This is a genomic window from Pseudomonas deceptionensis, assembly GCF_900106095.1.
GTDB lineage: Bacteria > Pseudomonadota > Gammaproteobacteria > Pseudomonadales > Pseudomonadaceae > Aquipseudomonas > Aquipseudomonas deceptionensis.
This window is the reverse complement of the sequence record NZ_FNUD01000002.1, coordinates 870,547-894,173: the sequence shown is the minus strand read 5'-3', so window position 1 is coordinate 894,173 and position 23,627 is coordinate 870,547. Positions and strand designations below refer to the sequence as shown.

23 protein-coding genes are annotated in these 23,627 nt (G+C 56.1%); 13 read left to right on the top strand and 10 right to left on the bottom strand.

The annotated features are described in order from the left end of the window. The first annotated feature begins 57 nt into the window (after positions 1 to 57). Positions 58 to 576 carry a DUF3617 domain-containing protein gene (locus BLW11_RS03885; RefSeq protein WP_048362238.1) on the top strand — a complete coding sequence of 173 codons (519 nt, stop codon included), beginning with the start codon at positions 58 to 60 and terminating at the stop codon, positions 574 to 576. Here BLW11_RS03885 and BLW11_RS03880 read toward each other — a convergent pair whose 3' ends face one another. After that, positions 577 to 1,137, bottom strand: coding sequence for a gamma carbonic anhydrase family protein (locus BLW11_RS03880; protein ID WP_048362239.1), 561 nt, complete (start codon positions 1,135 to 1,137; stop codon positions 577 to 579). Further along, the gene (folE2, locus tag BLW11_RS03875) at positions 1,134 to 2,030 is read right to left on the bottom strand and encodes a GTP cyclohydrolase FolE2 (RefSeq protein WP_048362240.1); all 897 of its coding nucleotides are present in this window, start codon (positions 2,028 to 2,030) and stop codon (positions 1,134 to 1,136) included. The genes BLW11_RS03880 and folE2 overlap by 4 nt, the downstream gene beginning before the upstream one ends. 147 nt (positions 2,031 to 2,177) lie before the next feature. On the opposite strand from folE2, the gene zigA reads away from it, so the two are divergent. Genes zigA through BLW11_RS03860 form a run of 3 tightly spaced genes read left to right on the top strand, consistent with a single transcriptional unit; the run spans position 2,178 to position 5,051 of the window. After that, positions 2,178 to 3,386, top strand: coding sequence for a zinc metallochaperone GTPase ZigA (gene zigA, locus BLW11_RS03870; protein WP_048362241.1), 1,209 nt, complete (start codon positions 2,178 to 2,180; stop codon positions 3,384 to 3,386). Next, positions 3,386 to 4,036, top strand: coding sequence for a DUF1826 domain-containing protein (locus BLW11_RS03865; RefSeq protein WP_048362242.1), 651 nt, complete (start codon positions 3,386 to 3,388; stop codon positions 4,034 to 4,036). Before zigA ends, BLW11_RS03865 begins: the two co-directional genes overlap by 1 nt. Positions 4,037 to 4,076: 40 nt before the next feature. Further along, the gene (locus tag BLW11_RS03860; protein ID WP_048362243.1) at positions 4,077 to 5,051 is read left to right on the top strand and encodes a CobW family GTP-binding protein; all 975 of its coding nucleotides are present in this window, start codon (positions 4,077 to 4,079) and stop codon (positions 5,049 to 5,051) included. Positions 5,052 to 5,246: 195 nt separating this feature from the next. Here the strand turns inward: BLW11_RS03860 and BLW11_RS03855 are convergent, their stop codons facing one another. Then, positions 5,247 to 5,648 carry a DUF3301 domain-containing protein gene (locus BLW11_RS03855; RefSeq protein ID WP_048362244.1) on the bottom strand — a complete coding sequence of 134 codons (402 nt, stop codon included), beginning with the start codon at positions 5,646 to 5,648 and terminating at the stop codon, positions 5,247 to 5,249. A 113-nt stretch (positions 5,649 to 5,761) separates the two neighbouring features. On the opposite strand from BLW11_RS03855, the gene pdxY reads away from it, so the two are divergent. Then, positions 5,762 to 6,634 (top strand): pyridoxal kinase PdxY, encoded by an 873-nt coding sequence (gene pdxY, locus BLW11_RS03850; RefSeq protein WP_048362245.1) that lies wholly within the window; start codon positions 5,762 to 5,764, stop codon positions 6,632 to 6,634. Between the two features lie 88 nt (positions 6,635 to 6,722). Here the strand turns inward: pdxY and BLW11_RS03845 are convergent, their stop codons facing one another. Then, positions 6,723 to 7,208, bottom strand: a complete 486-nt coding sequence (locus BLW11_RS03845) for an acyl-CoA thioesterase (protein WP_048362246.1) — start codon at positions 7,206 to 7,208, stop codon at positions 6,723 to 6,725. A 287-nt stretch (positions 7,209 to 7,495) separates the two neighbouring features. Between BLW11_RS03845 and BLW11_RS03840 the strand changes: the two genes are divergently transcribed. Next, entirely contained in the window at positions 7,496 to 9,256 is a 1,761-nt protein-coding gene (locus BLW11_RS03840; protein ID WP_048362247.1) for a cation:proton antiporter, read from the top strand. 46 nt (positions 9,257 to 9,302) lie between these two features. Here the strand turns inward: BLW11_RS03840 and BLW11_RS03835 are convergent, their stop codons facing one another. The 3 genes from BLW11_RS03835 to uvrD form a co-directional block, all read right to left on the bottom strand. Then, positions 9,303 to 9,710, bottom strand: coding sequence for an SMI1/KNR4 family protein (locus tag BLW11_RS03835; protein ID WP_048362248.1), 408 nt, complete (start codon positions 9,708 to 9,710; stop codon positions 9,303 to 9,305). A gap of 135 nt (positions 9,711 to 9,845) precedes the next feature. Next, complete coding sequence (locus BLW11_RS03830) at positions 9,846 to 10,700, bottom strand: Tim44 domain-containing protein (RefSeq protein WP_048362249.1); 855 nt, start codon at positions 10,698 to 10,700, stop codon at positions 9,846 to 9,848. 262 nt (positions 10,701 to 10,962) lie between these two features. Further along, complete coding sequence (uvrD, locus tag BLW11_RS03825; RefSeq protein WP_048362250.1) at positions 10,963 to 13,146, bottom strand: DNA helicase II; 2,184 nt, start codon at positions 13,144 to 13,146, stop codon at positions 10,963 to 10,965. Positions 13,147 to 13,349: 203 nt separating this feature from the next. Here uvrD and BLW11_RS03820 point away from each other — a divergent pair, with 203 nt between their 5' ends. The 3 genes from BLW11_RS03820 (at position 13,350) to BLW11_RS03810 (ending at position 16,271) form a co-directional block, all read left to right on the top strand. Then, a complete protein-coding gene (locus tag BLW11_RS03820) occupies positions 13,350 to 14,888 on the top strand; it encodes a putative bifunctional diguanylate cyclase/phosphodiesterase (RefSeq protein ID WP_074836705.1) in 1,539 nt (512 codons plus the stop codon). Positions 14,889 to 15,045: 157 nt separating this feature from the next. Further along, a complete protein-coding gene (gene hexR, locus BLW11_RS03815) occupies positions 15,046 to 15,912 on the top strand; it encodes a transcriptional regulator HexR (RefSeq protein ID WP_048362251.1) in 867 nt (288 codons plus the stop codon). A gap of 146 nt (positions 15,913 to 16,058) precedes the next feature. After that, positions 16,059 to 16,271: a PA3496 family putative envelope integrity protein gene (locus BLW11_RS03810; protein ID WP_048362252.1), complete on the top strand. Its 213-nt coding sequence runs from the start codon at positions 16,059 to 16,061 to the stop codon at positions 16,269 to 16,271. On the opposite strand, the gene BLW11_RS03805 is transcribed toward BLW11_RS03810, so the two are convergent. Beyond that, entirely contained in the window at positions 16,213 to 17,175 is a 963-nt protein-coding gene (locus tag BLW11_RS03805; protein WP_048362253.1) for a LysR family transcriptional regulator, read from the bottom strand. The two genes, BLW11_RS03810 and BLW11_RS03805, sit on opposite strands and share 59 nt — an antisense overlap. A gap of 189 nt (positions 17,176 to 17,364) precedes the next feature. Between BLW11_RS03805 and BLW11_RS03800 the strand changes: the two genes are divergently transcribed. The 4 genes from BLW11_RS03800 to BLW11_RS03785 all read left to right on the top strand — a co-directional run bounded on the left by BLW11_RS03800 (position 17,365) and on the right by BLW11_RS03785 (position 22,422). Further along, on the top strand, positions 17,365 to 18,780 hold the full coding sequence (locus BLW11_RS03800; protein ID WP_019826929.1) for an acetyl-CoA carboxylase biotin carboxylase subunit: 1,416 nt from the start codon (positions 17,365 to 17,367) through the stop codon (positions 18,778 to 18,780). 11 nt (positions 18,781 to 18,791) lie between these two features. Next, complete coding sequence (gene oadA, locus BLW11_RS03795) at positions 18,792 to 20,600, top strand: sodium-extruding oxaloacetate decarboxylase subunit alpha (protein WP_048362254.1); 1,809 nt, start codon at positions 18,792 to 18,794, stop codon at positions 20,598 to 20,600. A 224-nt stretch (positions 20,601 to 20,824) separates the two neighbouring features. Beyond that, positions 20,825 to 22,150, top strand: a complete 1,326-nt coding sequence (locus BLW11_RS03790) for a HipA domain-containing protein (RefSeq protein ID WP_048362255.1) — start codon at positions 20,825 to 20,827, stop codon at positions 22,148 to 22,150. Next, positions 22,147 to 22,422 (top strand): helix-turn-helix domain-containing protein, encoded by a 276-nt coding sequence (locus tag BLW11_RS03785; protein ID WP_048362256.1) that lies wholly within the window; start codon positions 22,147 to 22,149, stop codon positions 22,420 to 22,422. Before BLW11_RS03790 ends, BLW11_RS03785 begins: the two co-directional genes overlap by 4 nt. A gap of 56 nt (positions 22,423 to 22,478) precedes the next feature. Here BLW11_RS03785 and BLW11_RS03780 read toward each other — a convergent pair whose 3' ends face one another. Beyond that, a complete protein-coding gene (locus BLW11_RS03780) occupies positions 22,479 to 23,159 on the bottom strand; it encodes a GNAT family N-acetyltransferase (protein WP_048362257.1) in 681 nt (226 codons plus the stop codon). Positions 23,160 to 23,173: 14 nt separating this feature from the next. Next, the gene (locus BLW11_RS03775; protein ID WP_048362258.1) at positions 23,174 to 23,623 is read right to left on the bottom strand and encodes a GNAT family N-acetyltransferase; all 450 of its coding nucleotides are present in this window, start codon (positions 23,621 to 23,623) and stop codon (positions 23,174 to 23,176) included. Positions 23,624 to 23,627: the final 4 nt, after the last annotated feature.

Sequence of the window (23,627 nt, the reverse complement as noted above, 5' to 3'; positions counted from 1 at the left end):
GTGCAACACTTACCCATTTTTGACGTCTAACGCGAACAATAGCGTAGGAGTAACTTGATGAATGTTCGTCTGCTTGGGTTGTTCATGGCCTGTGGTTTATCGATCCCGGTGGCTCAAGCCCAAATGCTTCAGCCGGGGCTTTGGGAATTGACCTCCAGCAATATGCAGGTTGATGGCCAGCAGTTGCCTGAACTGCAGGTAATGTTAGGTCAATTACAGAACATGCTGACCCCGGAACAAAAAGCCCAGTTGGAGAACCAGGGGCTGACCATGGGGGGTAAAGGTGTTCGGGTGTGCCTGACACCCGATCAAGTGAAATCAGACAACATCCCGCTGACAGATCCCAAGTCTGGTTGTAACCAGCAGATCACTGAGCGTAGTGGAAATCAGTGGAAGTTTCGCTTTAGTTGTCCAAAAGCCCAGGGCGCAGGTGTGGCAACATTTGCCAGTGATCGTGAATTCACCACCCAAGTGAATGGCACCTTTAATGCGACCGGGATTCAGCAGAAGGGCAGCATGGATACCCGCGCTGTCTGGCTGGGACAAAACTGTGGAACAGTCAAACCACGTACCTGATCAGAACTCGTTTTGCAGCGCTTTATAGCCGCGCACCAGATCGACATTGGTGCGCGCTACATCCTCTGAAAACTCCGATGCACTGACACTGACTGGAGCGAATTGGCTCAGGTCAGTGTTTGGCCCGATGCGGGTCGTGGACGGAACGTAAAAATTCTCAGGCAGGTCGCGGCCATCGACGACCGAGTTATGCCGCACCACACAGCCGTCACCCAGCTCGCAATTGAACAGCACACTGTTGAATCCGATAAAGACTCGATCGCCCACACGGCATGGCCCGTGGACGATGGAGCGGTGCGCTATCGAGGTGCTCTCACCAATAGTGACTGCCGCCCCGGACTTCGAGTGAATCACCACCCCGTCCTGGATATTGGAATTGGCCCCGATAGTGATCGGGAGCATGCCTCCTTCACTGTCTACCTCGTCGGCGCGTATCACGGCATAAGGCCCGACAAATACGTTTTCGCCGATCACCACCTTGCCGCAAATAATCGCGGTTCTATCGACGTACGCTGACTCGGCGATCTGCGGTAAATCACCGGACGGATTTTTGCGGATCATCGTGTTCTCCAGTTCCAGTGGCTCTCGGCCACGGCGTCATGGCTGTGCAAACTTTCGGCGTGGACCACTTTGAGGCTAAAGCCTTTCACCCCTGGGACAACCTTTAACGCGACATTCAGTCGGCGCGCTGCATCCTCACAGAACATCAGGTTCTGACCATTGGCTAACGCGAAGGCTTGTTCATCTGCGCGCTTCACTGCGGTTTGTACGGCGGTACCCAATGCCGCTTCTGCTTGATCGATCAGCATGCTGATTGGGAACTGCTGCAGCTCAGTGCTGAGAAGTGTCTTTAGGTAGGCGGTGCTTCGTTGGCTATGGGGCGTTGCAACAATGCCCTGCGAACTGCCAAGCCAGGTTAAAACTTCGGCGTGTTGCAGTGGCTTGTTGGCGAAGTCATTAACGAATTGTTGCTGGATTAACTGCCTGGCCAATGCGGCTGAGCACGGGCAAGTCGATGAGTAATCCACGTCAATTTTTAGTTCCACGTGGAACATTCCGTTTTTCAGGGAGGCATCGATACTCACCGGGTAACTCTTCCAGCCACTCAAAGGGCTGACTAAGGCGGGGCGTTTAAGCAGTACGTGGGTGTGAATTCGCAGGTATGCGCAGATCGATAAATCGTCATGGCTGTCGAGAAATTGCTGCAAAACTTTTTTAAAAACGAGAGGGTTCAGGTCCTGCGACTCGAGTACTTCTAGCGCTAAATAAAGTCGCGACATATGAATCCCGCGCGCTTCACCGTCATCCAGGCTTACACCTGCGTCGGCTGTTGCGGTGAGTCGCTGACCGTCAATCACAACCGGTAGCGCAATGCCGCACATTCCAACCCATTCTAGTGGGACAGCTTGTCGGGCGTTTTGTGACGCAATGTCGGGAAGGGTGAGGGCATTCATAAAGGCTTCCATCGAGGGAGTTGGCGTTTTGTTACTCAATAACAATTCTAATGCTTTGTATTGTTATAATGTATCATTATCGACGATCGAAAATGATCGAGCCAACAAGCGGGCGCTTTGACCTGCCAACCCTGATGAGGAACTCCCATGCCTAAACGTCTGCCGGTGACAGTGCTGTCCGGATTTCTCGGAGCAGGAAAAAGCACCCTGCTAAATTATATTTTGCGTAACCGCGACAACTTGCGCGTGGCGGTGATCGTTAATGACATGAGCGAAATAAATATTGATGGCGGGGCAGTCCAGCGCGACGTGACCTTGAATCGTGCAGAAGAAAAACTCGTCGAAATGAGCAATGGCTGCATCTGCTGCACCCTTCGGGAAGACTTGCTGGAGGAGGTCAGTGCATTGGCGAAGGACGGACGATTCGATTATTTGCTGATCGAATCAACCGGTATTTCAGAACCGCTCCCGGTAGCAGAAACCTTCACTTTTCGCGATGAAGCGGGCCAAAGCCTGGCCGATATTGCCCGGCTGGACACCATGGTCACGGTGGTGGATGGCCTGAATTTCTTGCAGGATTTTCAAGCCGCAGAGAGCCTGGACTCACGGGGCGAAACCCTTGGGGAATCCGACGAACGGTCAATTACTGATTTGTTGATTGAGCAAATCGAGTTCGCTGACGTTATTTTGATCAGCAAAATTGATCTCATCAGCAGTGCTGATCGTCAGGAATTAATCGCCATTCTGGAGCGGCTGAACGCCCAGGCTGAAATCATTCCTATGGTGATGGGCGAAGTTCCGCTCAATAAAATTCTGGATACCGGACGTTTTGACTTTGAGCGTGCGGCCCAAGCTCCCGGCTGGTTACAGGAGTTACGCGGCGAGCATGTGCCCGAAACCGAAGAATATGGCATTGCCTCCAGCGCTTATCGCGCGCGCCGGCCCTTCCATCCGGAACGGTTTTTTAATTTTATTGAGCGTCCATGGACCAACGGTAAATTGCTGCGCTCTAAAGGTTTTTTTTGGCTGGCCAGTAAATATCAGGAAGCGGGCAGCTGGTCCCAGGCGGGTGGTTTGATGCGTTACGGGTTTGCCGGGCGCTGGTGGCGCTATGTCCCCCGCGACCAGTGGCCACAAGATCCGGAAGCGAAGGCCGAAATTCTTCAGAAATGGCTGCCGGACACCGCCGATTGCCGGCAGGAGTTGGTGTTTATTGGTCAACACATCGACTTTGCCTTGCTGACGGCTGAGCTCGATGCCTGTTTGCTCAGCGATGCAGAGATGGCACTGGGCGCAGAAGGCTGGAAACAGCTGAGCGACCCGTTCGGTGAATGGCATGAAGAGGTGGCTGCGTGATGAATGCCTTTGCTCAGACGGCTCAACCTTTGATTCATCAGGTTCGCGGGCAAACCCCGGATGCCATGACGCGAATCCTTGATGAAGCGGTGAATCTGGCGATCTGGCAGCGTCAGTTGCCTGTGCAAATTGTTGATTTCGGAGCGTTATTGCTCTCCCTGGACGAGCCATTGGCTGACGCCATCGTTCTGGAAGTAGCCAATGAAGATACGCGACCCAACCTCCACGGCCTGGCATCCAGGTTTCATGATCTGGAAGGCTATGCAGGCTTTATTGCCGATGTTTCCTGGCTGGTCAGTGCCTATGCGTGTCTGTTGGGCGCAAAACGCATTGGGCTGCGTCTCAGGGCCCTGGATAAGGCCATGTGTCCACGCTTTCATGTGGATCACGTACCTGTGCGGCTTATTACCACTTATGCGGGGATTGGTAGCCAGTGGCTGGAGGAAGGCGTTATGGAGCGTCGTCAGCTGGGGCAGGTACAGGCCGAGCCAAACGAGGTCGGGTTGATTCAGCAAATAAATGCCGGTGAAGTGGCCTTGCTCAAGGGCGAAAAGTGGCAGGGTAACGAGGGAGCGGGCTTGATCCATCGTTCGCCTGCTCTGGCGCAGGGCGAACGACGTCTGATTTTGACCCTCGACTGGCTGGCCTGAGGCATATTGCTCGCTTGGACCTCTACAGAAGCTGGCGATCATGCTGCAGAACATTCCTACCCACGTGATTGCCGGGCCCCTTGGCGCCGGCAAAACCAGTCTGATTCAGCACCTGATGGCGCACAAACCCGCGCACGAACGCTGGGCGGTGCTGGTTAATGAGTTCGGCCAAATCGGCCTGGATGCTGCCCTGATGAGCCAGGCAGATGACGCAATCGCCATTGCCGAAGTGGCAGGCGGATGCGTGTGTTGCGTCAATGGCGCGCCTTTTCAGATCGGCTTGAGCCGTCTATTACGCAAGGCTCGCCCCGATCGACTGTTTATCGAACCTTCCGGTTTGGGTCATCCCGTACAGATTTTGAAGCAGCTCAGCGAGGCGCCCTGGCTCGGTGTTTTGGCCTTGCAGCCGAGTGTGATGGTGCTGGATGCGCAAGCACTGGCCCAGGGCAAACCCTTGCCTGCAACCCAGCAAGAGGCCCTGAAAAGTGCTGGTTTAGTGGTCATGAATAAATCTAATAGTGTCCCAAATGAGCAACGTGAGCAGATTGCATGCAGCCTGCCAAAGTGCCCTGTTTTATGGGTCGAGCATGGGCGAATCCCTTTAAATACGCTGCCTGCAGCCCACATGAATATCTCTCATGCTGTGGATAACTCATTGATTTATAAGGATTTTAATCAAATTAACAGCGTGTTTACCGACCCTCGGACACCGATTGTGATGACTCAGTCGCAGCCCGAAGGGTGGAGTGTGGGCTGGCGTTGGCATGCCTTGCGGCAATTCGACTTGGGCTTGCTGCAACAGTGGCTGCAAAGCCTGGATTGGCGACGTGCGAAGCTGGTTATTCACGGTTCAGAGGGCTGGTTTTCAACTAATTCTGTGGATAACTCGATCGCGCAGTGGAAATCGAGCGAGTGGCGCAAGGATTCACGCCTGGAACTGATCTTTGATCACCCACAAAATCTGGAATTGCTCCGGTCGGGGCTGGAAAACTGCCTGTTAAGAGAAGTTCATTAGGGGGGAGGGTGTGGCGCGGCCCGGTAATCAGGGGGTTTTAGGCTAAATCTGTGCTGGTAAAATTGTCCTACAACTAAAAGTGTTCGCACAGTATTTTCTGCCTAAAACCCTTTCGATGTGTCTATCTCAAGGGTTTTGGCCTGTTTTACAGTAAAGTTATCCACAGGCAAGAGGTGTTGGCGCGGTCGGCCGGGCTCAGTGGCGTGTTTTGCTGTGTTCCTGGCGCCATTGGCTGAGCTCAATCACCTGGGCGGTGGGAATTTCGCTCGGCTGGGGCTCTGTCTGAATCGGGTAGGGCGGCAATTCGATTTTTGCGCTATGGGCGCCGAATTGGGTGATGGACCCGGTATGGCGCTGATCGCCTGTTACCGTGAATTCGAAGTTATACACACGGGCCAGACGCTTGTTGCCGCTGGCATCGGCGATAAAGCCAATCTTTTTGAGGGCCACGTTTTCATCCAGCAACTCGATATCAAGTTTTTTACAGTGCTGTTTGACCCGCTCCAGCGCCCGCTCGCGCATACCGTGGTTATGCCACAGCCAGGCAGCAGCCGTTGCCAGCAGCATCAGCACAAACATATTTCCAAGGGTCAGCATTACATGTGCTCCAACAGATTGTGCTCAGCTTAACTGCGTGTTCAACCTGTCGTACAGGCCGCGTTTCGTCGCATACTGCGTGGCTTGAATCCACCCGTAGTCTGGAATCCGGCATGAAACGTACACCTCATTTACTCGCCATCCAATCCCACGTGGTTTTCGGCCATGCCGGCAACAGCGCTGCGGTTTTTCCTATGCAGCGCGTCGGGGTGAATGTCTGGCCTTTGAACACGGTGCAGTTCTCGAACCACACTCAGTATGGTCAGTGGACAGGCGAAGTGTTGGCTCCCGAGCAAATTCCTTCACTGGTCGACGGGATCGCCGCCATCGGTGAGCTGGGCAACTGTGATGCGGTCCTGTCCGGGTACCTGGGCAGCGCAGCGCAGGGGCGAGCCATTTTGAGCGGCGTGGCGCGCATTAAAGCCGTCAATCCCCATGCGCTGTATTTGTGTGACCCGGTGATGGGGCACCCTGAGAAAGGCTGCATCGTCCCACAAGAGGTCAGTGATTTTCTGCTCGAAGAAGCCGTCGCGATGGCGGACTTCCTGTGCCCCAATCAGCTGGAACTGGACAGTTTCTGCGGCCGCCATCCGCAATCCTTGTTCGACTGCCTGGCCATGGCCCGCAGCTTGCTGGCCCGAGGCCCGAAAGCGGTGCTGGTGAAGCATTTGTCTTATCCCGGCAAACCGGCAGAAAGTTTTGAGATGTTGCTGGTAACGGCCGAGGGGAGCTGGCATTTGCGCCGTCCATTGCTGGCCTTCCCGCGTCAGCCCGTGGGCGTGGGCGATTTGACGTCAGGGTTGTTTCTGGCGCGGGTATTACTGGGTGACAGCCTGGTGGCCGCTTTTGAGTTCACCGCTGCGGCGGTGCATGAGGTGCTGCTGGAAACCCAGGCCTGTACCAGCTACGAATTGCAGTTGATCCGGGCCCAGGACCGCATCGCTCATCCGCGTGTGCGGTTTGAGGCCATGCCGATCAGTTTGTAAGCACATTCGGATTTTTTGTGGGAGCGAGCCTGCTCGCGAACGACCTTCGCCAGCAGGCTCGCTCCCACAGATTAAAAATCTGTAGCGGTTACACCGTCTCGTCTTTCAACTCACGATAACGCTGCTCCAGTTCCTGACGGATCTGGCGGCGTTGTTTGCCCTGAAGAAAGCGGCGCTTGTCTTCGCTGTTCAATGGCTGCAACGGCGGAACAGCGGCCGGTTTACGATCATCGTCCACTGCCACCATGGTGAAAAAGCAACTGTTGGTGTGGCGCACCGAGCGTTCACGAATATTTTCGGTGACGACTTTGATCCCGACTTCCATCGAGGTGTTGCCGGTGTAGTTGACTGACGCGAGGAAGGTCACCAGCTCACCGACATGAACCGGCTCGCGGAAAATAACCTGGTCCACCGACAGGGTGACCACATATCGACCCGCATAGCGGCTGGCGCAGGCATAAGCGACTTCATCGAGGTACTTGAGCAGGGTTCCGCCGTGAACATTGCCAGAAAAATTGGCCATATCCGGGGTCATCAAGACCGTCATCGACAGTTGGGCGTTTCCGGGTTCCATAGCAGCAGGCTCGCGGTTGTATTGCAGCAGTGAAGTGGGTATCTCTGCGGATACTTGTCGATTTTTGAAACAGTTATTAACGGGACGTTGCCGTTTTGACTGCCGTCACGCGTATATCCATCTGTTTCCATATATTGCACCGCCTTTCCGCTGGAAGTCGCGGTGTTAACCTGCAAAAGCCCATTTATTGGGTAATTCCTACATTTAAAACGGTCGATGCTCACAGCCTAAAAAGCGGTGTCTCTCGTCTTGTTGTCTGGTGAAAATTAAACAAGGAGTGCCACGCCATGCATGCCATCAGTTTTATTCAGGATCTGGCAGTCATCATGCTGGTCGCGGGTGTGGTGACGATTCTTTTCCACAGGTTCAAGCAGCCGGTGGTGTTGGGCTACATCGTGGCGGGTTTTATTATTGGCCCGCACACCCCGCCGTTTGGCCTGATCCACGATGAAGAAACGATCAAGACCCTGGCCGAGCTGGGGGTGATCTTTTTGATGTTTTGCCTGGGGCTGGAGTTCAGCCTGCGCAAGTTGTTCAAGGTCGGGGCGACCGCCTTTATCGCAGCGTTTATGGAAATTACGCTGATGATCTGGATCGGCTACGAAATTGGCCGCTGGTTCGACTGGAACACCATGGATTCGCTGTTTTTAGGCGCAATTCTGGCTATTTCGTCGACCACCATCATCGTCAAAGCCCTTAACGACTTGAAAATGAAAAATGAGCGCTTCGCGCAGCTTATTTTTGGCGTGCTGATCGTTGAAGACATCCTGGGTATCGGGATTATTGCGCTGCTGTCGAGCATCGCTGTCAGCGGCAGTGTCAGCCCCGAAGAAGTTTTTTCGACGGTCGGTAAATTGTCGTTGTTCATGATTGTGGCGCTGGTTATCGGCATTTTGCTGGTGCCGCGTGTGCTGGCGTATGTGGCCAAGTTCGAAAGCAATGAAATGTTGCTGATCACCGTGCTGGGGCTGTGTTTTGGCTTCTGCCTGCTGGTGGTCAAACTGGAATACAGCATGGTGCTTGGTGCGTTTTTGATCGGAGCGATCATGGCCGAGTCGCGTCAACTGCTGAAGATTGAACGCCTGATCGAGCCGGTCCGTGATTTGTTCAGCGCGATCTTTTTTGTCGCCATCGGGCTGATGCTAGACCCGGTAATCCTGCTGGAATATGCGCTGCCAATCGTCGTGATCACCATCGCGGTGGTGCTGGGCAAGGTGCTGTCCTGCGGGCTTGGGGCGTTTATCGCAGGCAATGACGGACGTACCTCGCTGCGGGTTGGTATGGGGCTGTCTCAGATTGGAGAGTTTTCGTTCATCATCGCGGCGCTGGGCATGACATTGCAGGTCACCAGCAGCTTCCTGTACCCCGTAGCGGTGGCCGTATCGGTGTTGACGACCCTGATGACGCCTTACCTGATTCGCGCCGCAGACCCGCTCTCACTCAAGCTGGCACAGGTGGTACCTGGTCGCCTTTCGCGGGTGCTGGGGTTGTATGGCGAATGGCTGCGCAATATTCAGCCCCAAGGGGAGGGCGCGTTACTGGCGGCAATCATCCGAAAAATACTGCTGCAAGTTGGCGTCAATCTGGCGCTGGTCATCGCTATTTTCTTCGCCGGCGGCTATTTCGCACCCCGCATCGGGCGCTACTTGCAGGGCTGGATTCTGGAGCCGAGCTGGCAAAAAGGGATGATCTGGGGCGCGGCTTTGCTGTTGTCGCTACCGTTCCTGATCGCGGCGTATCGCAAGCTCAAGGCGCTGTCGATGCTGCTGGCGGAGATGGGGGTCAAGCCTGAAATGGCCGGGCGTCACACGCAACGCGTGCGTCGGGTGATCTCTGAGGTGATCCCGATTTTGTCATTGCTGGTGATTTTTCTGCTGCTGTCGGCATTGTCGGCGAGCATTTTGCCCACCAATGAATTGCTGATGGTGATTGCAGTGGTGGCGGCGGGGGTGGCTGCGCTGTTGTGGCGCTGGTTTATCCGGGTTCACACGCGCATGCAGGTTGCACTGCTGGAGACGCTGGATAACCACAAGGAGGGTGAGCACTGACTGCCCGCTGACCAAAGGCTGGAAAGCGGGCGTTCCGAGGCAGGTATCAGCTTTCCAGCCAGACGTCCCGCGCCCAGTGCCAGACCGATTCCCAGGTCTCTTCGGTGACGAGTTCTTCTTCGCCGGACCACAGCACCACGGTGCCGTCTTCTTCGACGCAGTAGTAGTCGTCGCCGTCCTGGCAAATAGGGATCAAGCCACGATCAACGCCGGCATCCCAGGCGTTGGCCGCCACTTCCGGCAGGTAGGTGTGCGATTGCGGGTCGGTCACAGTGACCGGCTCCAGGCTGCCATACACCACGTCACTGACGGTCAGCAAAAACTCTCTGAAGACAAACGGGATATCAATGAACAGCTGTTCTTCGATTTCCACCAACTGGTCTTCTTCAGGCAGTTCCAGAGGAACTGGTACAGGCTCGTTTTTTTCGCGTAGCTCTTCAATGATCTCTTCCACGACCTCAATCCTCATACTCTATGGCGCGGTTTATATGACGCGCTTTATACAGTAGCTCGTTATAAGTGCAATCGTGAAATGCAAAAGCCCCGGACAAGTCCGGGGCTTTGGTTAACGCAAGTACAGCCTTCGGGATCAGCCGTTCTGGCGGATACCGGCAACCAGCCAAGGCTGGTTATCGCCTTGTTGACGTTCCATGTTCCAGCTTTCGCTGAAGGCTTCACCCTGGTCAAAGCGCGAGTTTTTCGACACGCCGCTGAAGGTCAGGGTTGCGATGGTTTTGTCTGCACGATCATCCAGGCCGTCCAGTTGCACGGTCAGGTTGTCGATGTAGGTGGACTGGAAGCCATCACCCAGTTCAGCGCGTTCACGCTTGAGGAAGTCGAGCATCTGCGGTGTTACGAACTCGGCGATCTTGTCCATTTCGTTGGCATCCCAGTGCTGTTGCAGGGACTGGAAATGGTTGCGCGCGGCTTCAAGAAAGTTCTGCTCATTGAACCAGGCCGGTGCATTGATGACCGGACGGGCCGCAGGAGCAGCCGAACCACCACCGAAGAACGACGAAGGAGCAGGCTTGGCGTCAAAGGCTTCGCGTTGCTGTGGAGCGTGACCGGCAGGGGCCATCATCTCGGATTGTTGCTTGCGACGACGGGCCGCGATAAAGCGGAAGATCAGGAAGGCGATGACCGCCATGATCAGGATGTCGAAGAACTGCATGCCCTGGAAGCCGCCGCCCATGAACATGGACGCCAGCAGGCCGCCAGCGGCGAGGCCGGCCAGAGGGCCGAGCCAGCGCGAAGCACCACCGGCTTTAGCGGCTGCGCCTGCAGCACCGGCAGCCGCAGGGGCTGCGGCTGGAGCAGCCTGGCGCGTTTGGTGGCTAGGCGCTGCACCAGCGCTTTTGCCGCCGCCGAAGCGTTTGGCGTTCGCGTCGAGGCTCATCGTCAAACCGATGCACAACGCCATGGCGATGCTAAGAAAGCGTTTCATAAGGGGTTCCCATTTGTGGATACACGCGCGCCATGTTGCACAGGTGAGGTGTGACTGGCTAGGCGTGAAGTGTTTCGGGCTTTTTCCTACTTATCTGTAGGGCCTGGATTTATTTTGCGTAGGAGAGCGTGTGGGAGCGAGCCTGCTCGCGAAAGCGATGTATCAACCAACAATCACATTGACTGATGTGTTCTCTTCGCGAGCAGGCTCGCTCCCACAGGGGTTTGTCTCACCTTATTCCCGGAAAGCTGTCGGGTTGCTGTCAGACCGCTTCAAGTTTGGCGTAGCCCATCATCAGCCACTTGCTGCCTTCCGAGAAGTTCACCTGCACCCGCGCCTGCGCGCCTGCGCCCTCGAAGTTGAGGATGACGCCTTCGCCGAAGACCGCATGCTTGACCATCTGGCCAAGCTTGAATTCGGTCTCTGGAATTTCCGAACCACCAAACAGGCTGCTGGCACTCTGCTTTTGGCCGCCACCGAAAGGGCGGCTGACACTATTGGACAGCCGTACTTCCTGAATCAGGCCTTTTGGTACTTCACGCACGAAGCGAGAAACCTTGTTGTAGGTCTCGCTGCCGTACAGGCGTCGGGTTTCAGCGTAAGTCATCACCAGATTTTGCATTGCACGGGTAATGCCCACGTAAGCCAGGCGTCGCTCCTCTTCAAGGCGGCCGGGCTCTTCCAGGCTCATCTTGTGTGGGAACAAACCTTCTTCCATGCCGACCAGGAACACATACGGGAACTCCAGGCCTTTGGCGCTGTGCAGCGTCATCAGCTGAATACCGTCTTCATGCTCTTCGGCCTGTGTATCGCCAGCTTCCAGCGAGGCGTGACCGAGGAAGGCGGCCAATGGCGACAGCTCTTCGTCTTCGTCATTGTTTTCGAAGTTGCGAGCCGCGCTCACCAGCTCCTCAAGGTTTTCTACCCTGGCCTGGCCTTTTTCGCCTTTTTCCGCCTGATGGTAGGCAATCAGCCCGCTTTGCTCGATCACGGTCTGGGTCATCAGATGCAGAGGCATCTCCATGACTTTGGCCGCGAGGCTTTCGATCAGTTCGATAAAGCCGGCAATGGCGCCCGAAGCGCGACCGGGCAGGGCTTTATTGGCGATTAGCTGGCGCATCGCTTCCCACATCGACACATCGCTGTGGCGAGCGTGATCGCGAATGGCTTCGACGGTTTTTTCACCGATGCCGCGGGCCGGTACGTTAATCACCCGCTCCAGCGCCGCATCGTTGCCACGGCCTTCGAGCAGGCGCATGTAAGCCATGGCATTTTTGATTTCAGCGCGTTCGAAGAAGCGCTGGCCGCCATAGATACGGTACGGAATACGCTCGCGCAGCAAGGCCTCTTCAAGCACCCGTGATTGGGCGTTGGAGCGATACAAAATAGCGATGTCGCTGTGGGCCAGGCCGGTTTTCAGAGCGCTTTCGATGGTCTCGACCACGTAGCGCGCTTCGTCGTGTTCGTTGAACGCGGCGTATAAATTAATGGCTTCGCCTTCGCCGCCGTCGGTCCACAGTTCTTTGCCCATGCGCCCGGTGTTGTTGGCAATCAGGGCGTTGGCCGCTTTGAGGATACCGGCGGTGGAGCGGTAGTTTTGCTCCAGGCGGATTGTTTCGGCGTCCGGGAAGTCGGTCGAGTACTGGTAAATGTTCTCGATTTTCGCGCCGCGCCAGCCGTAGATCGACTGGTCGTCATCGCCTACTACCATCAGGCTATCGCCGCCCTGGGCCAGCAATCGCAACCAGGCGTATTGAACGGCGTTGGTGTCCTGGAATTCGTCCACCAGAATGTGCCGAAAGCGCTTTTGGTAGTGCGCCAGCAAGCCCGGGTTGTCGCGCCACAGGTCCAGGGCGCGCAGCAACAACTCGGAAAAGTCGATGACACCGGCGCGTTGGCACGCGATCTCATAGGCTTCATAGATGTTGCGCATGGTGGCCAGGAACAAATCACCACTGGCCTGGATATGTTTGGGACGCAAGCCTTCGTCTTTTTGGCCGTTGATAAACCACTGCGCCTGACGCACAGGCCAGCGTTGCTCATCGAGCCCCAGTTCACGGATCACACGCTTGACCAAACGTTGCTGGTCATCGCTGTCGAGGATCTGGAAGGTCTGGCTCAGACCGGCTTCTTGCCAGTGAGCCCGCAACAGGCGGTGCGCCAGGCCGTGGAAGGTACCGACCCACATACCGGCCGGGTTGATACCCATCAACTGCTCGATGCGGTGACGCATCTCCGCAGCGGCCTTGTTGGTGAAGGTCACCGACAGCACGGAGTGTGGGGATGCGTTTTCGACCTGGATCAACCAGGCGATACGGTGCACCAGCACACGGGTTTTGCCGGAACCTGCGCCGGCCAGGACCAACTGACGCCCCACACTGGCCGTGACGGCCTGACGTTGGGCATCGTTGAGAGAATTTAACAAGAGAGAGAGATCATCGCGCATCGGGGCATTTTAGGGGCTGTTGCCGTTTCAATGCTAGCTACCGGGCCCAGTGGTCAAAAAGGTTGCAGGCCTGGAGCAAGGAGGGCGAGTGACGGTGCCCTGCTTATTTCACCGGATTAATGGTGTCTCTGCGTTTGGTCGCATGCATTGCTTGTGTATGCTCGGGCGACTTTTTGGCTCATCTACTGATAAGAATTTTGCCGATGGTTCAGAGTTTAAATTCGCCGGGTAATTTTTTCGGCATGGGGTTCGGTTTTTTTGTGCTGCTGCTGGGTGTTGCGGGTTGGCAAGTCAGAAAGATCAAGCAGCGCAACAAGGTGCGTCGCTTGCGTCGTCAGGGCTTGTTCGAGGACTTGCAGCAAGCCAATGTGCGCAGCGATCAGCTCAATATCGAACTTGCGCGCGAAGTGGAGCAGCGCCGTTTGGTAGAGGCGCGTGTGCGCCGCCTTACCCATTTTGATGAGCTGACCGGTCTGGCCAATCGTCTCTTGTTCAAGGAGCGTCTGGAGGAGGCCAATCGGCGGGTGCGTCAGGGCTCGTGCAACCTGTCGTTGCTGCACATCAATCTCGACCGTTTCAAACTGCTCAATGACAACCTTGGGCACGAGCTGGCGGATCATGTGCTGCAAAAAATGGCCGAACGCATTGCCAAGGCCTTGCCTGAGGCCGATACCATCGCGCGACTGTCAGGCGATGAGTTTGGTGTGCTGTTTGATGCCTACACCAGTTTGACCAGCCTGGCGCGGGTATCGACCCGGTTGCTGGAAAGGCTCAGTCGGCCGCTGGTGGTGGATGGCCATGAGCTGATCATCAGTGTGTCGATGGGCATCAGCCTGTTGCCCGACAGTGCACGTGACATTGCCACGCTGGTGCATCAGGCCAACAAGGCCATGCAGCAGGCCAAGCACCTGGGCGGTGGCACTTTTCAGTTCTACAGTCACAGCTTGCAACGCAGCACTCTGGAGAGTTTGCGGCTTGAGAACCAGCTGCGCAAAGCCATTGCCGAACGCCAGCTCAACGTTTTTTATCAACCCAAGTTATGCCTGGCCACGGGGCAGCTGCACGCGGCTGAAGCGCTGGTGCGCTGGGATCATCCGCAAATGGGCAGTGTCCCTCCGAGCGACTTTATCGCCCTGGCCGAGGATACCGGCCTGATCAGCACCATCGGTGAGTTTGTGCTGCGCCAGGCCTGCCGTCAGGCGTGTGAATGGCAGCAAGCCGGGCTGGCGCCGATCCGGGTGTCGGTGAACTTGTCCGGGCATCAGTTGCGACAGGGCAAGCTGGTCAGCCTGGTGCGTCAGGTACTGGAGGAAACCGGTCTGGCGGCCCACTGCCTGGAGCTGGAACTGACCGAAAGCCAGTTGCTCGACAACGTTGAATACGTCATCGCGACTTTTCAGCAGTTGCACGAGTTGGGGGTGAAGCTGGCGATTGATGACTTCGGTACCGGCTATTCGTCGCTCAGTTACCTCAAGCGCTTTGCCGTGGATTACGTGAAGATCGATCAGACCTTTATTCACGGCGTGGGGCGTTGCAGTGAAGACGAGGCCATTACCAGCGCGATTATCGCCATGGCCCACAGCCTGGACCTCAAAGTGGTGGCCGAAGGTGTTGAAAACGAGGCGCAACTGGCATTTCTCAAAGCCCGCAAGTGTGACGAAGTGCAGGGTTATTTGATCAGCCGTCCGGTAAACGCCGTGGAATTGGGTGAGTTGCTGCGTACCCGTGTTGCTGTTTTGTAGTGCCAAAAAGGGCTACACAGCCGTCAGGCTGCTTGATTTCAGGGGGAGGGCGGGTATCGGGGTGGTGTATTGACTGGGCAGAAAACGAATTCTTGTAGTATAACTACAAGATTGCTACATCCCCGGCGCCCGCCGCTTACAGACCGAGTCCTGCCCTTTGAACCTGCTGCAACATATCGCCCAGTCACGCCACCTGTTACGTAAATCGGAACTCAAGGTCGCCGATCACGTGCTGCTTGATCCTGCGGCTGTAATGCACAGTTCCATGGCCGACCTTGCCCACAGTGTCGGTATCAGCGAGCCCACCATCGTGCGTTTTTGCCGGGCGATTGGCTGTTCCGGGTTCCAGGACTTGAAGCTCAAGCTGGCGCAAAGCCTGGCAGCGGGCGCCAGTTTTGGTCAGTTCGCGATCCATGAAGACGATTCGGTTGCGGACTACAGCCTGAAAATTTTCGACACCACGTTGCACACCTTAATGGACGTGCGCGAGAAGCTTGATCCGGTAGCGCTGCAACGCGCCGTGACGGCCATGTCGCAAGCGCAGCGGGTCGAGTTCTATGGCTTCGGCGCCTCGGGTGCCGTTGCTGCGGATGCCCAGCACAAGTTTTTCCGTCTGTTGCTGACCGCAGCGGCGTATTCCGACCCGCACATGCAAGCAATGTCAGCCGTGACCTTGAAACCTACCGATGTGGCGATTTGCATCTCCCAGTCGGGCCGCTCCAAGGACTTGCTGATTACGGCCAATCTGGTGCGTGAAAGCGGCGCGACATTGATCACCTTGTGTCCGAGCCAAACGCCGTTGGCGGAGCTTGCGACCGTCAATCTGGCGATCGATGTGCACGAAGACACCGAAATCTATACCCCGCTGACTTCGCGTATCGCTCACCTGGTGGTGATTGACGTGCTGGCGATGGGCGTTGCCATGGCCCGCGGCCCGAGCCTGGTCAACCACCTCAAAAGCGTCAAGCGCAGCCTGCGCAGCTTGCGCCTGTCGCCAAAGTCGCTGAAGAATCACGACGACTAAGGGTAGAGAGAACCTTCTGCAGGATCTGGCAAACCAGTTCCTGCAGGGGGGCGGCAAAGTTTCATTCTTCTGTCATCGCGCTTTCGCCAAGTCGTCACAAACAAAGTGCATCTTGAAACTCCCGTACACGCCTTGGGAGACTCGAAATGGCTCAGCCTTACGAAGAACGCAATAGCGCCGTCAAAACCCGCCGTCAGCAAGAAGATCAGCGCCGTATGGCCTTTCGCCGCGCGATTGAAGACCATGACAATCAGCGTCAGCTGACCCTCGAGACCGCGGACTACCCCGACCTCAACGCAATCAATTATTGGCAGGCAGCCCCGGCAAGTGGCCGTCGAAGCGCTCAACCAGCGCACTGATTTGCAGGCGTTCGCTGCGAATAAACCCCAGAAATGCATGCGCCACCGGTGACAGGCGCTTGGCCTTGGCCTGTACCACGCACCAGCTGCGATACAGCGGCAATTCTTCGACCGGCAGCTCGCGCAGCAGGCCGGTCGCCAGCTCCAGGCTGACGGCGTGGCGTGTTAACAGCGCCACGCCCAACCCGGCCACTGCACATTCGCGTTGCGACTCGTTGGACGCCACTTCCAGCGTTTGACTGAAGTGCACGCGCTTCTCCTTGAAGTACTCCTCACACGCCATACGCGTACCAGACCCCTGCTCGCGCATCAGCAAGGTGTAGGGCTCCAGGTCCTGCAAATGCAGCGGGCCCCGGTCGCACAGTGGATGGTCCGCCGGCACGACGGCAACGATCGGATTATTCAGGAAGGGGAGAAATTCCAGCCCCATGTCCTGCGGCACCATCGACATGATCACCAGATCATCACGGTTGTCTGAAAGCCGGCGAACGGCTTGTGCCCGATTGACCACCGTCAGCTGCAAATTGACTTCAGGGTGCTGGCGCTTGAACGCGGCAAACAGATGCGGGACGAAATATTTTGCACTCGATTCGACCGCGAGTTTCAGCTGGCCCTGCAACGATCCGAGCATGTCCGAAAGCTGCATGTCGAGGTTTTCAAGGCGCCCGAAAATATCGCGGCTGGCCAACTGAAGCGCTTCAGCCGCTTCGGTCATGTACAGTTTTTTGCCCACATAATCGAACAAAGGCTGGCCAATCAGCTCTTCAAGCTGACGAATTTGTAGACTTACGGCGGGTTGCGTCAGCGACATTTCCTCTGCGGCCCGGCTGTAAGAGCGTAAATCACAGACTTCGTTGAACACCTGAAGCTGTCTAAAAGTGATACGCATCAATGACTTACGCATTTTTTATTAATTATCCGAGTCTGTCAGTGGCTCAACTATAAGTCTTTACTTATGGTGATCCCAAGAAAGATTGATTTTTGTTTATTGCTGCGTGGGTCTAGTGTGACGACACAACGGTTCAGACACATTTGGACACGTGCCGACCTGGTCTAGCAGGTCGTTTGTTCATGGGCTTTAGGGAAAATCCAAGTGATAAAAAAGATCCTGATCGCCAACCGCGGAGAAATTGCCGTCCGCATCGTGCGTGCTTGCGCCGAGATGGGGATTCGCTCTGTAGCGGTCTACTCCGAAGCTGACCGGCATGCCTTGCACGTCAAGCGCGCTGACGAAGCACACAGCATTGGCGAAGACCCGCTGGCCGGTTATTTGAACCCGCGCAAGCTGGTGAACCTGGCTGTCGAAACCGGTTGTGATGCCCTGCATCCCGGTTACGGTTTTCTGTCAGAAAACGCTGAGCTGGCAGATATCTGCGCCGAGCGCGGGATCAAGTTCATTGGCCCGTCTGCTGAAGTCATTCGCCGCATGGGCGACAAGACTGAAGCGCGCCGCAGCATGATCAAGGCCGGTGTGCCGGTAACGCCGGGTACAGAAGGCAACGTTGCCGACATCCACGAAGCATTGCTCGAAGGCGAGCGCATTGGCTATCCGGTCATGCTCAAAGCCACCTCGGGTGGTGGCGGTCGCGGGATTCGTCGCTGCAACAGCCGTGAAGAACTGGAACAAGCCTTTCCTCGAGTGATCTCTGAAGCCACCAAAGCCTTTGGCTCGGCAGAAGTGTTCCTCGAAAAATGCATCGTTAACCCCAAGCACATCGAAGCGCAGATCCTCGGTGACAGCTTTGGCAACGTGGTGCACCTGTTTGAGCGCGACTGCTCGATCCAGCGTCGCAACCAAAAGCTCATCGAAATCGCTCCAAGCCCTCAGCTGACCCCGGAACAGCGCGCCTACATCGGCGACCTGTCAGTGCGCGCAGCCAAGGCCGTGGGTTACGAGAACGCCGGCACCGTGGAGTTCCTGCTCGCCGAGGGCGAGGTGTACTTCATGGAGATGAACACTCGCGTGCAGGTGGAACACACCATCACCGAAGAAATCACCGGCATCGATATCGTTCGTGAACAAATTCGCATCGCCTCCGGCCTGCCGTTGTCGATCAAGCAAGAAGACATTCAGCACCGCGGCTTTGCACTGCAGTTCCGGATCAACGCTGAAGACCCGAAAAACAACTTCCTGCCCAGCTTTGGCAAGATCACCCGTTACTACGCGCCCGGCGGTCCTGGCGTGCGTACCGACACGGCGATCTACACCGGCTACACCATCCCGCCGTATTACGACTCCATGTGTCTGAAGCTGGTGGTGTGGGCGCTGACCTGGGAAGAAGCGATGGACCGTGGTTTGCGCGCCCTGGACGACATGCGTCTGCAAGGGGTCAAAACCACCGCCGCGTATTACCAGGAAATCCTGCGTAACCCGGAATTCCGTAGTGGCCAGTTCAATACCAGCTTCGTAGAAAGCCATCCAGAACTGACTAACTACTCGATCAAGCGCAAACCCGAAGAGCTGGCCCTGGCCATCGCTGCCGCCATCGCCGCCCACGCAGGCCTGTGAGGAATATTTTCATGTCCAAGAAGATCTTTGTAACTGACACCATCCTGCGTGACGCTCACCAGTCGCTGCTGGCCACCCGCATGCGCACTGAAGACATGCTGCCGATCTGCGACAAGCTCGACAAAGTCGGCTACTGGTCGCTGGAAGTCTGGGGCGGCGCAACATTTGATGCCTGTGTACGTTTCCTTAAGGAAGACCCGTGGGAGCGTCTGCGCCAACTGCGTGCAGCCTTGCCTAACACGCGTCTGCAAATGCTCCTGCGCGGCCAGAACCTGCTGGGCTATCGCCACTACAGCGATGACGTGGTTAAAGCCTTCGTCGCCAAAGCGGCCGTGAATGGCATCGACGTATTCCGTATCTTCGACGCCATGAACGACGTGCGTAACCTGCGCGTTGCCATCGAAGCGGTCAAAGCTGCCGGTAAGCACGCTCAGGGCACCATTGCCTACACCACCAGCCCGGTGCATACCACTGAAGCGTTTGTGGCCCAGGCCAAGCAAATGGAAGCCATGGGTTGCGACTCGGTCGCAATCAAGGACATGGCTGGCCTGCTGACCCCTTACGCCACCGGCGAACTGGTCAAGGCACTGAAGGCTGAAATCAGCCTGCCAATCTTTATTCACTCCCATGACACCGCCGGTCTGGCTGCCATGTGCCAGCTCAAGGCGATTGAAAACGGTGCCGAGCATATCGACACCGCGATCTCCAGCTTCGCGTGGGGCACCAGCCACCCGGGCACTGAGTCGATGGTAGCGGCCCTTAAAGGCAGCGAATACGACACCGGTCTTGACCTGTCGTTGCTGCAGGAAATTGGCCTGTACTTCTATGCCGTGCGTAAGAAGTATCACCAGTTTGAAAGCGAATTCACCGCAGTCGACACCCGCGTTCAAGTCAATCAGGTGCCGGGCGGGATGATCTCCAACCTCGCCAACCAGCTCAAAGAGCAGGGCGCCCTGAACCGCATGAGCGAAGTGCTGGCCGAAATCCCGCGTGTGCGTGAAGACCTGGGCTTCCCGCCGCTGGTGACACCGACCTCGCAAATTGTCGGCACCCAGGCGTTCTTCAACGTACTGGCTGGTGAGCGCTACAAGACCATCACCAACGAAGTGAAGCTCTACCTGCAAGGCGGCTACGGCAAGGCGCCGGGTGTGGTCAACGAGCAGCTGCGTCGTCAGGCCATCGGCAACGAAGAGCTGATCGACGTGCGCCCGGCTGATCTGCTCAAGCCAGAAATGGTCAAGTTGCGCGGCGAAATTGGCGCGTTGGCCAAGTCCGAAGAAGACGTGCTGACCTACGCCATGTTCCCGGACATCGGCCGTAAATTCCTCGAAGAGCGTGCGGCGGGCACCCTGTCACCAGAAGCATTGCTGCCAATCCCTGAAGCAGGCGGCGTGAGCAAAGCGGGCGGCGAAGGCGTACCGACCGAGTTCGTAATCGACGTACACGGCGAAAGCTACCGCGTTGATATCACTGGTGTCGGCGTCAAGGCTGAAGGCAAGCGTCACTTCTACCTGTCCATCGACGGTATGCCGGAAGAGGTGGTGTTCGAGCCGCTCAACGAATTCGTCGGCAGTGCCATCGGCAAGCGTAAGCAAGCCAGCGAGCCGGGCCACGTGAGCACTGCAATGCCGGGCAACATCGTCGATGTACTGGTTGCTGTAGGCGACGTCGTCAAGGCTGGCCAGTCGGTACTGATTACCGAAGCGATGAAAATGGAGACTGAAGTACAGGCCTCCATCGCAGGCAAAATTCTCACCATCCACGTCATCAAAGGCGACCGCGTTAACCCGGGCGAAATTCTGATCGAAATCGAAGCCTGATACCGCCTTTGATGTAAACGCTTTAAACCTCGGGGGAGCATGTGCTCCCCTTTTTTTTCGACTGGCTTTCCATATCTGCAAGTTAATGCAGATTGATGATCTAGTAATCGCCTTTTTCTGCATTAAAATGCATTTTAAGGGCGAGAAAAATAACCATATCTGCACTATATTGCAGGCAATGGTTTATTCGATTGTTTGATATGCATTGAATTGCAGGTGCGAGCATGTTTCAGCTAACCCTTCAGCTCTACAGTGCTGGTCAGTGGCAGGACGCGATGACGCTGGCTTTTTCTGAGCCGAATAAAGGGCTCGATGGCCCTTGCCGCTTTGGCTACAAGCAGAAGTACCTGATGCAAAACCTGGAAGCCATTGAAAGCCCCTTTCTTTGCTCGGTGAGTGCTTGTGTGCCCGTCGAGTGGGATACGCACATTTTGAAAAAGGCCCCCGCCTTCCTGCACGACATTGCCCCGGCCGGGGCTGCGAAGAAAATCCTGATCAAGCAAATAGGGCGGGAAAAACCTGAGGACTTGAGCATTGATTTGTTTTTGCTTGGCCGCAGCACGCCTGCGCCTATAGGTCATCTGCGGATTAAAGAGTCGTTTGAACGACTAGATACCCGGCCGGCCCTTGGCTTCTCCCGTCAGGACGTGATTGATCGTGACAACACGTTCCTTGAATACGCCCACGAGCAGGGGGCTGCGATTGGCGGCGCCACAGGTGCGGGTGGTGAGGCGCCCAAGTTACTGATGGCTGAAGGCGCGGACGGTTTGTTGTACCCCGACGCCACTCTGGCGGACGCGCACGTCAAGCAGCACTGGTTCATCAAGTTTGCCCGCAGCAAGGCGCTGGCGCTGGATTGCGAAATTCTGCGTAGCGAATTTATGTACTACAAGGCCCTGCAAGCATTGGGCATCGAAACGGTTCCGGCCCAAGGGCTGGCGCTGGAAGAAGGGCGAAAGCCGAGCCTGTGGATGCAGCGCTTTGACCGCAAAGTCACTGGGCAAGGCGTCGAGAGGCTTGCTGTGGAGTCTGTCTATTCTCTTGCCCGCGTCACTGAGCCCGGCAGCGACATGGCTCACGTCGAAGTGCTTGAGCGGTTGGCCGCGCTTTGGAAGCATGCTGGCCAGCAGGACCAGATCCCTGACCTGGTGGCTGAATACTTGCGCCGCGATCTGCTAAACAAAATCCTCGGCAACAGTGATAACCATGGTCGCAATACCGCGATTATTCGTGGCGCTGATTCATTTCGCCTGGCACCTGTCTATGACCTGGCGCCCATGGTGATGGATGGCGAAGGCATTACGCGCACGACCAAATGGTCACGGGAGGTAGAGCGTGCAGGGCAAATTGATTGGCGGGGCGCCTGTGAATCGCTGAGCGCGATTATTGACCCGGACATGGCGTTTGAGCGCTTGCGTGCCGATGCCGAGCCGTTGCGAGCACTGCCTGATTTACTTCGTGCTGAGGGGCTGTCGGAGCTGACGATGAATCATCCACAAATTGCGCTTAAAAACCTCGACCAGCGCTTGCGCGAGTGGGGCTTGAAATGACCCTGACTATTGATGCGCGCCAGCTGATGATCGAAAGCATTGAGGCTGATCTGGCTCAGGGCAAAATCGCCCTGGGGGAGGCGGTAAAGCGCTTTCGGGTTGATGTGACCGGATTGCAGCAAACCCAGTTTGCTCGCATGTGCAAAATTTCGGTCCGTACCTTGATTCAAATCGAGCACGGCGAAGGCAACCCCACGCTTAAATCCCTGAATGCAGTCTTCAAGCCCTTTGGTCTGCAAATGGGTGTGGTTCGCTTGCCGCGAAAATTCTGATCCCCATTCAGTAACAAAAACGCCCAACAGTCCTTGTTGGGTGCATTGATCAAATTTTATACAGTTGATGCTCTGCATTCTTCCAGGGTCTTTATTTGGCCGCTTTCTGGTTGGTTATCCAGCGCCAGCCATTTTTCGAAGCCTGCCGCTATAGAGGGCCATTCCGTACTGATTATGCTGTACCACGTGGTATCACGATTTTTGCCTTTAACCACCATATGTTGGCGAAAAACGCCTTCGTATGTGTACCCTAATCGTACTGCAGTACGCTTTGATCGCGCGTTGTCGTTGTTGCACTTCCACTCCAGGCGTCGGTTGCCCAGTGCGAAGGCTTCCTTGGCCAGGAGGTAGACCGCCTCGGTACTTTTTGGCGAGCGCTGCATGGGGGCGCCAAAGGTCACGTGGCCGATCTCGATGCGCCCGTGCTCCGGGACGATGCACATCAGGCTAATCAAGCCTTGTGCCTCTGCGTTCGACTTATCAATGACGGTGTAAAAATGCGGATCACGGCTGGCGGCATGGTTTTGCAACCAGGTATCAAACTTCGGACGCTCATTGAAGGGCCCGTAGGGCAAATAGTCCCAAAGCTTGGGATCGGCCTGCGGTCCCTGTAAGGCTAGCCATAGTTCATCGCCATGCCGTGCCGGGTCGAGCTTTTCCAGACGAATGAATTGCCCTTCAAGGGTTCGGGTATCGGGTGTTTTGGCCGCCAGCCAGTGTTCTAGAGAGTCGGGCATTGCGCGTTCCTTAGTTATGACAAGGTTTTGCGAAACTGAATAAAGCCGGTGCGCTCGGCAATGCGCTCGTATAACTGGATCGCCGTGGCGTTGGTTTCCTGAGTCATCCAATAGACTTTGGCACAGTCTTTAGCGTGAGCGACGGCGTATACGTGCTCGATCAGTTGGCGGCCAACGCCTTTGCCACGCACTTGGGGGCTGACAAACAGGTCTTGAAGGTAGCAGGCGTTTTTAATGCTCCAGTTGGTACGGTGATAAACGCACTGGACCATGCCTACGGCTTTATCGTCTTGCCAGGCAAGGGCCAGGGAAGTCGGTTCTGCCGGGTCGAAAAAACGGGCCCAGGTGGATTGGGTGATTTCATCGGACAGCTCGGTCTTGTAGAAGCGCAAATACGCCTGCCAGAGAGGTAGCCACTGTTCGTGATCGGCGGCGGTTGCGGGTTTGATCTGGATTTGAGTCATACGA